The organism is Streptomyces vietnamensis (genome assembly GCF_000830005.1).
Classification (GTDB): Bacteria; Actinomycetota; Actinomycetes; order Streptomycetales; family Streptomycetaceae; genus Streptomyces; species Streptomyces vietnamensis.
The window spans coordinates 4,463,283-4,476,890 of sequence record NZ_CP010407.1 but is presented as its reverse complement, the minus strand read 5'-3'; the positions used below and the strand labels follow the sequence as shown (position 1 = coordinate 4,476,890).

The following is a 13,608-nucleotide window of genomic DNA, read 5'->3' as shown; positions in this document are numbered from 1 at the left end:
CCGTATGTCTACTTCCTTCGCCGCCCTCCAGTCCGTCCTGGCCGAGGTCTCGCTGCGGGACTCGCACCGGCTCGGCCGCCGTCTCGAAGGCGCCCGCCGCATCCGCAAGCCCGAGGCCCGCGCGGCCGTCCTGGACGAGATCGCCGCAGAGGCGGCCAAGGCCAAGGAGCGCACCGACGGGCGCGCCTCCCGCGTGCCCGCGGTCACGTACCCCGAGCAGCTGCCCGTCTCCCAGAAGAAGGACGAGATCCTGGAGGCGATACGCGACCACCAGGTCGTGATCGTCGCCGGTGAGACGGGTTCCGGAAAGACCACGCAGATCCCGAAGATCTGTCTGGAGCTGGGCCGGGGCGTCCGGGGCATGATCGGGCACACCCAGCCCCGCCGGATCGCCGCCCGCACGGTCGCCGAGCGCGTCGCCGAGGAGCTGAAGACCCCGCTGGGCGAGGCCGTCGGCTGGAAGGTCCGCTTCACCGACCAGGTGAACCCGGACGCGACCTTCGTGAAGCTGATGACGGACGGCATCCTGCTCGCCGAGATCCAGACGGACCGCGAGCTGCGCGCGTACGACACGATCATCATCGACGAGGCCCACGAGCGGTCCCTCAACATCGACTTCCTGCTCGGCTATCTGGCCCAGCTGCTTCCGAAGCGCCCCGACCTGAAGGTCGTGATCACCTCCGCGACGATCGATCCGGAGCGCTTCTCCCGCCACTTCGGCGACGCCCCGATCGTCGAGGTCTCCGGCCGTACGTATCCGGTCGAGGTCCGCTACCGCCCGCTCCTCGAAGAGGACAGCGAGGAGTCCGACCGGGACCAGATCACCGCGATCTGCGACGCCGTCGACGAGCTCCAGAAGGAGGGACCGGGCGACGTCCTGGTCTTCCTCTCCGGCGAGCGCGAGATCCGCGACACGGCGGACGCGCTGATCAAGAAGAAGCTCTTCAACACCGAGATCCTCCCGCTCTACGCCCGGCTTTCGCACGCCGAGCAGCACCGGGTCTTCCAGGCGCACTCCGGCCGCCGGATCGTCCTCGCGACGAACGTCGCCGAGACCTCCCTGACCGTCCCCGGCATCAAGTACGTGATCGACCCGGGCACCGCCCGCATCTCGCGCTACTCGCACCGGACCAAGGTGCAGCGCCTCCCGATCGAGCCGATCAGCCAGGCCAGCGCCAACCAGCGCAAGGGCCGCTGCGGCCGTACGAGCGACGGCATCTGCATCCGCCTCTACTCCGAGGACGACTTCCTCACCCGTCCGGAGTTCACGGACGCGGAGATCCTCCGTACGAACCTGGCCTCCGTCATCCTCCAGATGACCGCGGCCGGCCTCGGCGACATCGAGAAGTTCCCCTTCATCGACCCGCCGGACCACCGGAACATCCGGGACGGCGTGCAGCTCCTCCAGGAGCTCGGCGCGATCGACCCGGCGGAGAAGGACCCGAAGAAGCGGCTCACGCAGCAGGGCCGGAAGCTGTCCCAGCTGCCGGTGGACCCGCGGCTCGCCCGGATGGTCCTGGAGGCCGACAAGAACGGCTGCGTCCGCGAGGTCATGGTGATCGCGGCGGCGCTGTCCATCCAGGACCCGCGCGAGCGGCCGTCCGACAAGCAGGCGCAGGCCGATCAGCAGCACGCCCGCTTCAAGGACGAGACGAGCGACTTCCTCGCCTTCCTCAACCTGTGGCGGTACGTCCGCGAGCAGCAGAAGGAGCGCGGCTCCTCGTCCTTCCGCCGGATGTGCAAGCAGGAGTACCTGAACTTCCTGCGCATCCGCGAGTGGCAGGACATCTACGCCCAGCTGCGGACGGTCGCCAAGCAGATGGGCATCCATCTGAACGAGGAGGACGCGCCGGAGCAGTCCGTGCACGTCTCCCTGCTCTCCGGCCTGCTCTCCCACATCGGTCTGAAGGACGTGAAGGAGAGCAAGGAGAGCCAGGGCTCGAAGCGCGAGGGCACTCGGAACGAGTACCTGGGCGCGCGGAACGCCAAGTTCGCGATCTTCCCCGGCTCCGCGCTCTTCAAGAAGCCCCCGCGCTTCGTCATGTCCGCCGAGCTGGTGGAGACCTCGCGGCTCTGGGCCCGGGTCAACGCCCGGATCGAGCCCGAGTGGATCGAACCGCTCGCGCAGCACCTGGTGAAGAAGACGTACAGCGAGCCGCACTGGGAGAAGGACCAGGCGGCCGTGATGGCCTTCGAGAAGGTGACGCTGTACGGCGTCCCGATCGTCGCCGACCGCAAGGTGAACTACGGGCGGATCGACCCGGAGGTCTCCCGCGACCTGTTCATCCGGAACGCGCTCGTCGAGGGCGACTGGCGCACGCACCACAAGTTCTTCGCGGACAACCGCAAGCTGCTGACCGAGGTCGAGGAGCTCGAACACCGGGCCAGGCGCCGGGACATCCTCGTCGACGACGAGACGCTCTTCGACTTCTACGACAAGCGCGTCCCCGAACACGTCGTGTCCGGCGCCCACTTCGACTCCTGGTGGAAGCACAAGCGCCGCGAGGAGCCGGAGTTCCTCGACTTCGAGCGCGAGATGCTCATCAACGAGAAGGCCGGGGCGGTCACCAAGGACGACTATCCGGACTCCTGGCGCCAGGGCGCGCTGAAGTTCCGGGTGACGTACCAGTTCGAGCCGGGCGCGGACGCGGACGGCGTGACCGTCCACGTACCGCTCCAGGTGCTCAACCAGGTGACGGACGAGGGCTTCGAGTGGCAGATCCCGGGTCTGCGCGCCGAGGTCGTCACCGAGCTCATCCGGTCGCTCCCGAAGCCGATCCGCCGCCACTACGTCCCGGCGCCGAACTTCGCGACCCGCTTCCTGGACACGGTCGTCCCCGTCCAGGAGCCGCTGACGGGCGCGCTCGCCCGGGAGCTCCAGCGGATGGTCGGCGTCCCGGTGACGGCCGAGGACTTCGACTGGGCGAAGGTCCCCGAGCACCTCAAGGTGACCTTCCGGATCGTCGACGAGCGGCGCCGGAAGCTGGCCGAGGACAAGGACCTGGAGACGCTGCGGCTGAAGCTGCGTCCCAAGGCCCGTCAGGCGCTCTCCAAGGCCGCTGCGGCGGCCACGGGCGGCCCGGACGGCTCCGGGCCCTCCCTGGAGCGCACGGGCCTCAAGGACTGGACGATCGGGACGCTCACGAAGGTCTTCGAGACCAAGCGGGGCGGCCAGCCGGTCAAGGCGTACCCGGCGCTGGTCGACGAGGGCGACAGCGTGGCCGTGCGGCTCTTCGACTCGGAGGCCGAGCAGGCGCAGGCGATGTGGCGGGGCACCCGGAAGCTGATCATGCTGAACATCCCGGTGAACCCGGCGAAGTTCGCCTCGGACAAGCTGACCAACCAGCAGAAGCTGGCCCTGTCGTCGAACCCGCACGGCTCGATCCAGGCCCTCTTCGACGACTGCGCCACCGCCGCGGCCGACAAGCTGATCGCGGACCACGGCGGCCCGGCCTGGGACGAGGAGTCCTTCCGGAAGCTGTACGACAAGGTCCGCGCCGACCTGGTGGACACGACGGTGCGGACGGTGGGCCAGGTCCAGCAGATCCTGGCGGCCTGGCAGGCGTGCGAGCGCCGGCTGAAGTCGACGAACAGCCTGGCCCTGATCAACAACCTGACCGACGTGAAGGCGCAGCTCGCCTGGCTGATGCCGGCCGGCTTCGTCACCCGTACGGGCCTGAAGCGGCTCCCGGACCTGATGCGCTACCTGGTGGCGGTGGACCGGCGGCTCCAGCAGATGCCGACCGGGGTCCAGCGGGACACCACCCGGATGGAGAAGGTCCAGGAGATGCAGGACGAGTACGCCTGGCTCCTGGAGCAGCTCCCGAAGGGGCGTCCGGTGCCGTCCGAGGTCACCGACATCCGCTGGATGATCGAGGAGCTGCGGGTGAGCTACTTCGCGCACGCGCTGGGCACGGCGTACCCGATCTCGGACAAGCGGATCGTGAAGGCGATCGACGCGGCGGCCCCGTAAGGGGGCCCCGCCGACGGCGAGCGGCCCCGTAGCGGACCCCTCGCCGTCGGTGAGTTCGACCGCACCCCCTGACCTGCTGTACAGTCTGTCTCGCAGCCAAGGTCCTGTGGAGCAGTTGGTTAGCTCGCCACCCTGTCAAGGTGGAGGTCGCGGGTTCAAGTCCCGTCAGGATCGCAAAAACGAAGGCCCGCACCAGAAGGTGCGGGCCTTCGCCGTGCACCGAGGTCGCGCCACGCGGCGGAGCCGCGAATCGACACAGCAAGTCCCGTCAGGATCGCCTCGCCGAAGGCCCGCATCGTGAGATGCGGGCCTTCGTTGTGTTCCCGTGTCTTGACGGGGTCGCGCGCCCGCCGGTACCCCGGACTTCAGGGAATCGGGGGCCCACACCGGAGGTGGTCGCGCATGGCCGCGGCGTCCGCAGCACGGCATGACACACGAGCGCTGCTGCGTGCCCATCTGGCGGCCGCGTCGCGGTACGGACACCTCACCCGTCAGTGCGCGGTCTGCCATCGCCTCCTGCGGCTCGCCATGGAGCTCCCCGAGCCGGAAGAGCCGGCGGAGGTGGCGGAGGAGCCGGAGGCGGCGGCGGAGAGCAGTGAGGACGAAAGTCCCACCAGCCCATGACCAACGGCGGGTTGGGGGCGCTCCGCGAAGTGGGAGGCTGTTCCTTGGCAAGAGATCGCCGATGTGACGGGTGTCACTGAAACCGTTTCAGGAACGACCACACTTACACCCTCCCTACACCACCCCGATTTAATATGTGCAATTGCACCACTCCGGAGAGAGTGTGGCGCCGGGCACAAAAAAGATCGCGCTGGACCCGGCGGAGTCCAGCGCGATCGTTGACGAAGACCTGTTGGGGCAGGAGTCCGTCGGCAGTACTAGGGGTGGGCGACCGGATTGGGGGATCCGGACGGGCCCGGTGTTACGGGGTGTTGCAGGGTTCTGCAGGGTTCTGCGCGACCTCAGGCCTCGCTGCGCTGCTGCGGAATGCCCGCCAGCAGAGCGCGAACCTCGGCCTCGCGGTACCGGCGGTGCCCACCCAGGGTGCGGATGGACGTGAGCTTGCCCGCCTTTGCCCAACGGGTCACCGTCTTCGGGTCCACGCGGAACATCGTGGCAACCTCGGCAGGGGTCAGCAGCGGCTCGGCATCAGGGGTGCGAGCGGTCATGAGCGGCCTCCTCGGGAGAACCGAACCAATCTCGGTTCTTTCCTCTAAATTCTGCACCTTGACCCGCCTTGCCCGAAATGGCAGAAGCGGGTCGAGTCGGTTATAGGACGAACGGCTTGTCCTCGGCACTACAACTACACCATCCGTCCAGCCGCGTCGGCCAAACCGATGGAATTGCCCTCGCAGGTGTTCATCAGCGGCGGAAGTCGACCGACCATGCCATAACGGACAGTCACACCGCTGTGACGATCAGTCACAGAGCGATCAGGAGTCCTCAGACCCCCCATAGAGTGCAATGCTGAGCGTTCCGCCCGAACTTGGGCGGAAGGAACCCTCCCCGGACTCCTTGTCCTATTTTGGCACGAGGGTGGGCGATCGACGCAAGGGTGCGTTACGTGCTGTCCGTCACGCTTGAGCCAAAGGCCCGGATCGGGACCAACGTCCTTGCACGACGTCACCCGGTCGCCTGAAGATCATTTACACCCGCCTGACATGTCTTGTCGATACCGACCTGACGAATCTGTCCGACTGATGTCAGTTCGCGAACCGCAGGTCCCTGACCGTCCGCCAGCGTTCCGCGAGACGTCCGTACACCTCGCTCGCCGCCTCGCCGTCCCCGGCCCGCAGCGCGGCGATCCCCTCCGCCAGTTGGGCCGCCGAGCGATCCTCCGCCAGCCACCGGGCCGGCAGCGCGTGCACCAGCCCCCCGAAGTCCAGCTCCACGAGCGCCCGCGGATGGAACTCCTCCAGCCAGCGCCCCACCTCGATCAGGCCCTCCGTCATGGGACCGTCGTCGATCGACTCCCGCAGCGCCTTCAGCGCCCGCGCGAGCCGCCGCCGCGCCTGCGCCATCGTCGTCCGGTAGCGGAGCACCGGCGCCCGGCCCGCCGCGCGGTCCCCCGGCTCGTACTCCCTGTCCTCGTCCCCGAAGAGCGCGAACCAGCGCAGCGGCACCTGCCACACCCCGGTACGGATCCACGGCCGGGCGTCCGGGTTCCGCAGCAACCACCGCTCGTAGTCGCCGGCCACCTGCCGGCGCACCACCGGCGGCAGCATCGCGTCGAGCACCGGCGCCGGGTACGGACCGGCCGCCAGCTCCTCCATGGCCAGCCAGCCGCGCAGCCGGGTCCGCCACGGGCAGATCACCACCACCCCGTCCAGGTGCGCGACGAAGGCCTCCCCGCTCTCGTGGACCGGCACCGGCACCGGGGGCGTCGGCAGCAGGTCCGCGAGCGAGCGCCGCAGCTCCTCCTGCGCCCCCGGGGTGCGCGGCCGGCGGGCGTACCGGGCCCAGTGGGACCGCTCCGGCTCGGGGAACGCGGCCAGCGGCTCGTACACCCGCAGATAGGACGCGTAGGGAACGGGGACCGTGGGAGCGACCGACATGTCGCGAATCCTTCCACGGAGGTACTCCCCGAGGGGGTGATCCTCGGCACTGCGGCCGATCTACGCCCAGGTAGGACTTACCCTCTTGCCGAACTGGTCCTCCCCCACCCGTAGGGAGGGCCGCAAACCGCCGCTTCGTACTTGGGAGTCACCACCGTGACCGATGTGACCGGCGTTCCTGCTGACGTACTGAGCACCCTGTTCCACTCGGAGCAGGGTGGCCACGAGCAAGTCGTGCTCTGCCAGGACCGCGCCACCGGCCTCAAGGCCGTCATCGCCATCCACAACACCGCCCTGGGCCCGGCCCTCGGCGGCACCCGCTTCTACCCGTACGCCACCGAGGCCGAGGCGATCGCCGACGCGCTCAACCTGTCGCGCGGCATGTCGTACAAGAACGCCATGGCCGGACTCGACCTGGGCGGCGGCAAGGCCGTCATCATCGGCGACCCGGAGAAGATCAAGACCGAGGAGCTCCTCCTCGCCTACGGCCGCTTCGTGGCCTCCCTCGGCGGCCGGTACGTCACGGCCTGCGACGTCGGCACCTACGTCGCCGACATGGACGTCGTCGCCCGCACCAACCAGTGGACCACCGGCCGCTCCCCCGAGAACGGCGGCGCCGGCGACTCCTCCGTCCTCACCGCCTTCGGCGTCTTCCAGGGCATGCGCGCCGCCGCGCAGACCCTGTGGGGCGACCCGACGCTGCGCGGCCGCAAGGTCGGCGTCGCGGGCGTCGGCAAGGTCGGCCACTACCTCGTCGAGCACCTCCTGGAGGACGGCGCCGAGGTCGTGATCACCGATGTGCGCGAGGAGTCGGTGCGCCGGATCACCGACAAGCACCCGCAGGTCACCGTCGTCGCCGACACCGACGCCCTGATCCGCGTCGAGGGCCTCGACGTCTACGCCCCCTGCGCGCTGGGCGGCGCCCTGAACGACGAGACCGTCCCGGCCCTCACCGCGAAGATCGTCTGCGGCGCGGCCAACAACCAGCTGGCGCACCCGGGCGTCGAGAAGGACCTGGAGGCGCGCGGGATCCTCTACGCGCCCGACTACGTGGTCAACGCCGGTGGCGTGATCCAGGTCGCCGACGAGCTGCACGGCTTCGACTTCGACCGCTGCAAGGCCAAGGCGACGAAGATCTTCGACACCACCCTGGAGATCTTCGCACGTGCGAAGTCCGACGGCATTCCGCCGGCCGCCGCGGCCGACCGGATCGCCGAGCAGCGCATGGCGGACGCCCGCCGCGGCTGATCCGCACGGGGGCGGGCCCGCCGCAGGGGAGACCACGGGAAGCCCGTGGAGAGACTTCGCTCACGCCTCTCGGCGGGTCGGCCCTCAAGAAGAGGTTAAAATCGCGATTGACCAGCGAGGAAAGGGCACCTCGATGGTTCTGTACCGGGGTATGTGATGCGCGCGGCGTACCGTAGACCCACGGAAACAGGTACCGTTGAAGCCCTACGGACCGGTCTCTCTACCGAGAGTCCGTTCCGAATCATGAACGCGTGTCAAGACTCTGGGGCCGACGAGCCCCGTCACCGAGGGGGTCGAGCCATGGGGCGCGGCCGGGCAAAGGCCAAGCAGACCAAGGTCGCCCGCCAGCTGAAGTACAGCAGCGGCGGGACAGACCTGACGCGTCTGGCCAATGAGCTGGGCGCTTCGACTTCGAGCCAGCCGCCGAATGGCGAGCCGTTCGAGGACGACGACGAGGAAGACGACCCGTACGCCCAGTACGCGGATCTCTACAACACGGACGACGAGGACGAGGACGACGAGTCCGGTCCCTCTGCGTCCCCGCGTCGCGCTTGACCTTCTGAATCACCGAAACCCGGACCGGGGTCACCCGGCCGGGTTTCTGTGCTGTCCGCACACAAGACGCCTCTTCCGCACACGGGACGCCTCTGTGGGCGGATACGCCGACGGGGCGCCCCCTCAGGAGCGCCCCGCCTCGTACTTCTCGTGACTACTACTTCGACTACTGCTTCGCGGCGTTTCTAATTTGAATACGTGCCGACCAGCTCGGCGCCGGTCGTGTGCGCCCCGCGCTCGGTGATCTCGCCCGCGACCCAGGCCTCGACCCCGCGGTCCGCCAGCGTCGCCAGGGCCACGTCCACGGACCCGGCCGGCACGACGGCCATCATGCCGACGCCCATGTTCAGGGTCTTCTCCAGCTCCAGGCGCTCCACCTGACCGGCCTTGCCGACCAGGTCGAAGATCGCGCCCGGCGTCCAGGTCGAACGGTCGACCGTGGCGTGCAGCCCGTCCGGGATCACCCGCGCCAGGTTGGCGGCGAGGCCGCCGCCCGTGATGTGGCTGAAGGCGTGGACGTCCGTGGTCCGGGTGAGGGCCAGGCAGTCGAGCGAGTAGATCTTCGTGGGCTCCAGGAGCTCCTCGCCGAGCGTCCGGCCGAGCTCCTCGACCTGCTGGTCGAGGGTCATGCCGGCGCGGTCGAAGACCACGTGCCGGACGAGCGAGTACCCGTTGGAGTGAAGGCCCGAGGAGGCCATGGCGATGACCGCGTCCCCCATACGGATGCGGTCGGCGCCGAGCAGCCGGTCGTACTCCACGACGCCCGTGCCCGCGCCGGCGACGTCGAAGTCGTCCGGGCCGAGGAGGCCCGGGTGCTCCGCCGTCTCGCCGCCGACCAGGGCGCAGCCGGCGAGGACGCAGCCCTCGGCGATGCCCTTGACGATGGCGGCGACCCGCTCGGGGTGGACCTTGCCGACGCAGATGTAGTCGGTCATGAAGAGCGGCTCGGCGCCGCAGACGACGATGTCGTCCATGACCATCGCGACCAGGTCGTGGCCGATCGTGTCGTACACGCCCATCTGGCGGGCGATGTCGACCTTCGTGCCGACGCCGTCGGTCGCGGAGGCGAGCAGCGGACGCTCGTAGCGCTTGAGGGCGGAGGCGTCGAAGAGGCCGGCGAAACCGCCGAGGCCGCCGAGGACCTCGGGGCGCTGCGTCTTCTTCACCCACTCCTTCATGAGCTCGACGGCGCGGTCGCCCGCTTCGATGTCGACGCCCGCGGACGCGTAGCTGGCACCGGTGGTCTCAGACATGGGTGAGAACTTTCGTGTCGTCGTACTACAGCTCGTGCTGCTCGTACCGCCCGCGCCGCGGGTCGCGGCGCGGGCGGCGGGGTCTTACGGGCGACGGAGGGCGTCGGAGGCCGCGGTGGCGGCAGGTCCTGCGGCCAGCTCGGTCTCCAGGAGCTGCTTGCCGAGCAGCTCGGGGTCCGGGAGCTCCATCGGGTACTCGCCGTCGAAGCAGGCACGGCAGAGGTTCGGCTTCTGGATCGTGGTCGCCTCGATCATCCCCTCCAGGGAGATGTACGAGAGCGAGTCCGCGCCCAGCGACTTGCCGATCTCCTCGACCGACATCCCGTTGGCGATCAGCTCCGCGCGGGTCGCGAAGTCGATGCCGAAGAAGCAGGGCCACTTGACCGGCGGCGAGGAGATCCGGATGTGGACCTCGGCCGCACCGGCCTCGCGGAGCATCCGGACCAGGGCGCGCTGGGTGTTGCCGCGGACGATCGAGTCGTCGACGACCACGAGCTTCTTCCCCTTGATGACTTCCTTGAGGGGGTTCAGCTTCAGCCGGATGCCCAGCTGGCGGATGGTCTGGGAGGGCTGGATGAAGGTGCGCCCGACGTAGGCGTTCTTCACCAGGCCCGCGCCGAAGGGGATGCCCGAGGCCTCGGCGTAGCCGATGGCGGCCGGGGTGCCGGACTCCGGCGTCGCTATCACCAGGTCGGCCTCGACCGGCGCCTCCTTGGCGAGGCGGCGGCCCATCTCCACGCGGGAGAGGTACACGTTCCGGCCGGCGATGTCCGTGTCGGGACGGGCCAGGTACACGTACTCGAAGACACAGCCCTTGGGCTTCGCTTCCGCGAATCGCGAGGTGCGGATGCCGTTCTCGTCGATCGCGATCATCTCGCCCGGCTCGACCTCGCGGACGAAGCTGGCGCCGCAGATGTCGAGGGCGGCGGACTCGGAGGCGACCACCCAGCCGCGCTCCAGACGGCCGAGGACCAGCGGGCGGATGCCCTGCGGGTCACGGGCCGCGTAGAGCGTGTGCTCGTCCATGAAGACGAGGGAGAAGGCGCCCCGGACGTCGGGGAGGACCTTCGCGGCCGCCTGCTCGATGGTGAGCGGCGTGCCGTCCTCGTCCACCTGGCCCGCGAGGAGCGCGGTGACCAGGTCGGTGTCGTTGGTGGCGGCGACCCGGTTGGTGCGCCCCTCCTTCTTCGGGAGGTCGGCGACCATCTCGGCGAGCTGCGCCGTGTTGACCAGGTTGCCGTTGTGGCCGAGCGCGATCGAGCCGTGGGCGGTTGCCCGGAACGTCGGCTGCGCGTTCTCCCACACAGAAGCACCAGTGGTCGAGTAGCGGGCGTGACCGACCGCGATATGACCCTGGAGGGAACCGAGAGAAGTCTCGTCGAAGACCTGGGAGACAAGTCCCATGTCCTTGAAGACGAGGATCTGGGAGCCGTTGCTTACCGCGATTCCCGCGGATTCCTGACCCCGATGCTGGAGGGCGTAGAGCCCGAAGTACGTGAGCTTTGCGACCTCTTCACCCGGAGCCCAGACACCGAAGACGCCACAAGCGTCCTGGGGGCCTTTCTCACCGGGGAGCAGATCGTGATTGAGTCGACCGTCTCCGCGTGGCACGTTTCCGAGTGTAGACGGGCTCGACCACTGGTCCGAATTGGCGAAATGCAGAGGTGGCCGCACTCGTGCGATCGCACCAAATGATCGATTGCGGCTTGGAGGGGCCCACGAAGCAGGCGGGGTAAGGGATTCCGACCCCCGGGCCCCGTCGAGCGGACGCTCGTACCAGGCCCGGGGCGGTCCCGCGATGTGACGGACGCCGCAGTCGGCGGCCGCTCAGCGGGCGGTCGCGGCCGCCGTGAGGCCCTCGCCGGAGGCGTCGGTGAGCGTCAGGGTTCGGTGGTTCAGCCGATAGGTGAGCGGGCCGTCGAGGAGCTCGTACAGCCTCGTCTCCAGCTTCATCTGCGGGGGCGTGCAGATCATCCGGGTGGTCGCCGCCGGGCCCTCGACGGTGAGGGTCCGGGCCTTCTCGTCGAGGCGGGCGTGCGCGGAGAAGTTGTTGCAGCCGAGGTTGCCGGTGACCCGGCCGTCGGCGCCGATGACGAACCGGGCCTTGGCCCCGCTGCCGGCGGGCAGGGAGGATGCCGTGTCCCCCGAGACGAGACCGTCGATCTTCCACGTGGTGCCGCGCAGCGGGACGGCCGGCTCGGCGGTCAGCTCCAGGACGTTCCGGCCGTCGGGCGAGGTCAGCCGCAGGTCCTCGCCCTTGAGCGTCCCCTTCAGCGGACCGGAGAAGGCCTCCAGGAACTCCGGCTCGAAGGCGGCCCGGTCGCCGGAGCAGCCCATCATGGTGAACTGGTGCCGGGTGACGGTGAGGGTGTCCCCCTGCACGGCGACGTCGGCGCCGAAGGCGTTGCAGCCGCCGTTCCCCTGGGCCCGGCCGTTCTCCTCGAAGTCGACGCGGGCGCCGTCGGGCGCGGTGGACCTGCGGCCGTCGACCGTGACGGCGTCGACCGTCCAGTGCGTGCCGGCGACCGGCAGGTCCGGGGAGACGGTGCCCGCGCCGCCGGACCCGGTGCCTCCCTCCGTACCGCAGGCGGTGAGCAGCAGGAGGGGGACCAGGACGGCGAGTGCGCGTGGCTTCGGCATGTCGGTGGGACGGAGCGGGAGGGCGTACGGTTCCGGGCGTGGGCCGTCCGGGGGGCCGGGGCCGTCCGGGGCCCGGGCCATCAGGGGGAGCTCAGGCCATCAGGGGGAGGAGGTCCTTCAGATCCGCGCGCTCCCCGCTCGCGCTGACGTGCGCCTCGTCCAGCTTCGCCGCCCACTCCGTACGGCCCGTGGCGAGCCTGATCCAGGTCAGCGGGTCCGTCTCCACCACGTTGGGCGGGGTGCCCCGGGTGTGCCGGGGGCCCTCCACGCACTGCACCACCGCGAACGGCGGGATCCGCACCTCGACCGCCCCGCCGGGTGCCTTCACGGCGAGCGCGTCGGCGAGCAGCCGGGTGCAGGCGGCGAGCGCCTGCCGGTCGAAGGGGATGTCGAGACCGGCGGCCCGGTTCAAGTCGTCGGTGTGGACGACGAGTTCGACGGTACGGGTGACGAGGAAGTCCCCCAGGCGCATCGGCCCGATCCACAGGTCGAGCACATGGTCGTCGCCGTACTTGGCCAGCGCTTCCGTGAGCCTGGCGCCGGCCCGCTCGTACAGCTCGGGGACGGGCGCCCCCGTGAGCGTCTCGCGCGCCGCGTCGGAGATCTTCCCGGCCAGCGCGACCGTGGTGAAGGGCCAGTCGTGCGGAAGGAGCCGTCCCTCGGCGGCGGGCGGCCGGTCGAGGCCGCGGGCCAGCGAGTCGGCGATCCACGCGACGTGCCCGGCGAGGTCGGCGACCGTCCACTCCCCCAGGTGCGTGGGACGGGCCAACTGGTCCGGTGCGAGACCGCGTACGGCGTCGGCGACGTGCCCGAACTGGGCCAGGACTGCGGCCCGGGTCTTTGCGGAGTCGTACGTGCGGGGGCGCTTCTTGGCGGGTGGCATGGCCCGAGGCTAGCGCTGAGACTGGAAAGAGAAGGTCCCCTTTTTCGCGAGAGGCTGTGACGGGACCATGACCCACCACGAGCACCCCGACGCCGCCCTCGTGCGGCAGGGCTACGAAGCGTTCAGCAAAGGCGACATGGAGGCACTGGGCGCCCTGCTGACCAGTGACTGCACCCACCACGCGCCCGGCACCACCCGGTTCGGCGGGCACTTCAAGGGCCGGGACAACGTCCTCGGCATGTACCGGGACATGGTCGAGTACACCGGCGGCACCTTCCGCGTCGAACTCGACGGCGTCTTCGCCGACGGCCGGGGCCATGTGATCTCGACCCACAAGTGGTTCGCCGAGCACGGCGACCGCGGGATCGAGATGCGCGGCGCCCTCTTCTTCACCCTCGTCGGCGGCAAGGCCTCCGACATCGACGAGTGTGTCGAGGACATCGCCGAACTCGATGCCTTCATGTCCCTGGACGACTGACCGGCAACGGAAAGCCCCCG

The 13,608-nt window shown here is 69.6% G+C and carries 11 protein-coding genes and 1 tRNA gene; 6 read left to right on the top strand and 6 right to left on the bottom strand.

Annotated features, from left to right (window positions below; all coding sequences use genetic code 11):
* Positions 1 to 4: 4 nt before the first annotated feature.
* The 3 genes from hrpA to SVTN_RS45615 all read left to right on the top strand — a co-directional run bounded on the left by hrpA (position 5) and on the right by SVTN_RS45615 (position 4,597).
* Positions 5 to 3,973 carry an ATP-dependent RNA helicase HrpA gene (gene hrpA, locus SVTN_RS20055; protein ID WP_041130343.1) on the top strand — a complete coding sequence of 1,323 codons (3,969 nt, stop codon included), beginning with the start codon at positions 5 to 7 and terminating at the stop codon, positions 3,971 to 3,973.
* A 100-nt stretch (positions 3,974 to 4,073) separates the two neighbouring features.
* Positions 4,074 to 4,147 (top strand) — tRNA-Asp (locus SVTN_RS20050).
* A gap of 228 nt (positions 4,148 to 4,375) precedes the next feature.
* Positions 4,376 to 4,597: a DUF6274 family protein gene (locus SVTN_RS45615; RefSeq protein WP_041130342.1), complete on the top strand. Its 222-nt coding sequence runs from the start codon at positions 4,376 to 4,378 to the stop codon at positions 4,595 to 4,597.
* Between the two features lie 341 nt (positions 4,598 to 4,938).
* On the opposite strand, the gene bldC is transcribed toward SVTN_RS45615, so the two are convergent.
* Both bldC and SVTN_RS20035 read right to left on the bottom strand, forming a co-directional pair.
* On the bottom strand, positions 4,939 to 5,145 hold the full coding sequence (gene bldC / locus SVTN_RS20040; RefSeq protein ID WP_003949541.1) for a developmental transcriptional regulator BldC: 207 nt from the start codon (positions 5,143 to 5,145) through the stop codon (positions 4,939 to 4,941).
* 534 nt (positions 5,146 to 5,679) lie between these two features.
* Entirely contained in the window at positions 5,680 to 6,531 is an 852-nt protein-coding gene (locus SVTN_RS20035) for a DUF8083 family protein (RefSeq protein ID WP_041130341.1), read from the bottom strand.
* A 156-nt stretch (positions 6,532 to 6,687) separates the two neighbouring features.
* Here SVTN_RS20035 and SVTN_RS20030 point away from each other — a divergent pair, with 156 nt between their 5' ends.
* Together SVTN_RS20030 and SVTN_RS20025 are read left to right on the top strand one after the other, a co-directional pair.
* Positions 6,688 to 7,779 (top strand): Leu/Phe/Val dehydrogenase, encoded by a 1,092-nt coding sequence (locus SVTN_RS20030; RefSeq protein ID WP_041134074.1) that lies wholly within the window; start codon positions 6,688 to 6,690, stop codon positions 7,777 to 7,779.
* A 300-nt stretch (positions 7,780 to 8,079) separates the two neighbouring features.
* Complete coding sequence (locus tag SVTN_RS20025) at positions 8,080 to 8,334, top strand: DUF3073 domain-containing protein (protein ID WP_041130340.1); 255 nt, start codon at positions 8,080 to 8,082, stop codon at positions 8,332 to 8,334.
* A gap of 185 nt (positions 8,335 to 8,519) precedes the next feature.
* Here SVTN_RS20025 and purM read toward each other — a convergent pair whose 3' ends face one another.
* The 4 genes from purM to SVTN_RS20005 all read right to left on the bottom strand — a co-directional run bounded on the left by purM (position 8,520) and on the right by SVTN_RS20005 (position 13,110).
* Positions 8,520 to 9,587, bottom strand: coding sequence for a phosphoribosylformylglycinamidine cyclo-ligase (gene purM, locus SVTN_RS20020; RefSeq protein WP_041130339.1), 1,068 nt, complete (start codon positions 9,585 to 9,587; stop codon positions 8,520 to 8,522).
* 84 nt (positions 9,588 to 9,671) lie between these two features.
* Positions 9,672 to 11,198: an amidophosphoribosyltransferase gene (purF, locus tag SVTN_RS20015; protein WP_041130338.1), complete on the bottom strand. Its 1,527-nt coding sequence runs from the start codon at positions 11,196 to 11,198 to the stop codon at positions 9,672 to 9,674.
* Positions 11,199 to 11,414: 216 nt separating this feature from the next.
* Complete coding sequence (locus tag SVTN_RS20010; protein WP_041134073.1) at positions 11,415 to 12,227, bottom strand: META domain-containing protein; 813 nt, start codon at positions 12,225 to 12,227, stop codon at positions 11,415 to 11,417.
* 91 nt (positions 12,228 to 12,318) lie between these two features.
* Complete coding sequence (locus SVTN_RS20005) at positions 12,319 to 13,110, bottom strand: maleylpyruvate isomerase family mycothiol-dependent enzyme (protein ID WP_041130337.1); 792 nt, start codon at positions 13,108 to 13,110, stop codon at positions 12,319 to 12,321.
* A 67-nt stretch (positions 13,111 to 13,177) separates the two neighbouring features.
* Between SVTN_RS20005 and SVTN_RS20000 the strand changes: the two genes are divergently transcribed.
* Complete coding sequence (locus SVTN_RS20000; RefSeq protein ID WP_041130336.1) at positions 13,178 to 13,588, top strand: nuclear transport factor 2 family protein; 411 nt, start codon at positions 13,178 to 13,180, stop codon at positions 13,586 to 13,588.
* The last annotated feature ends 20 nt before the right edge of the window (positions 13,589 to 13,608 follow it).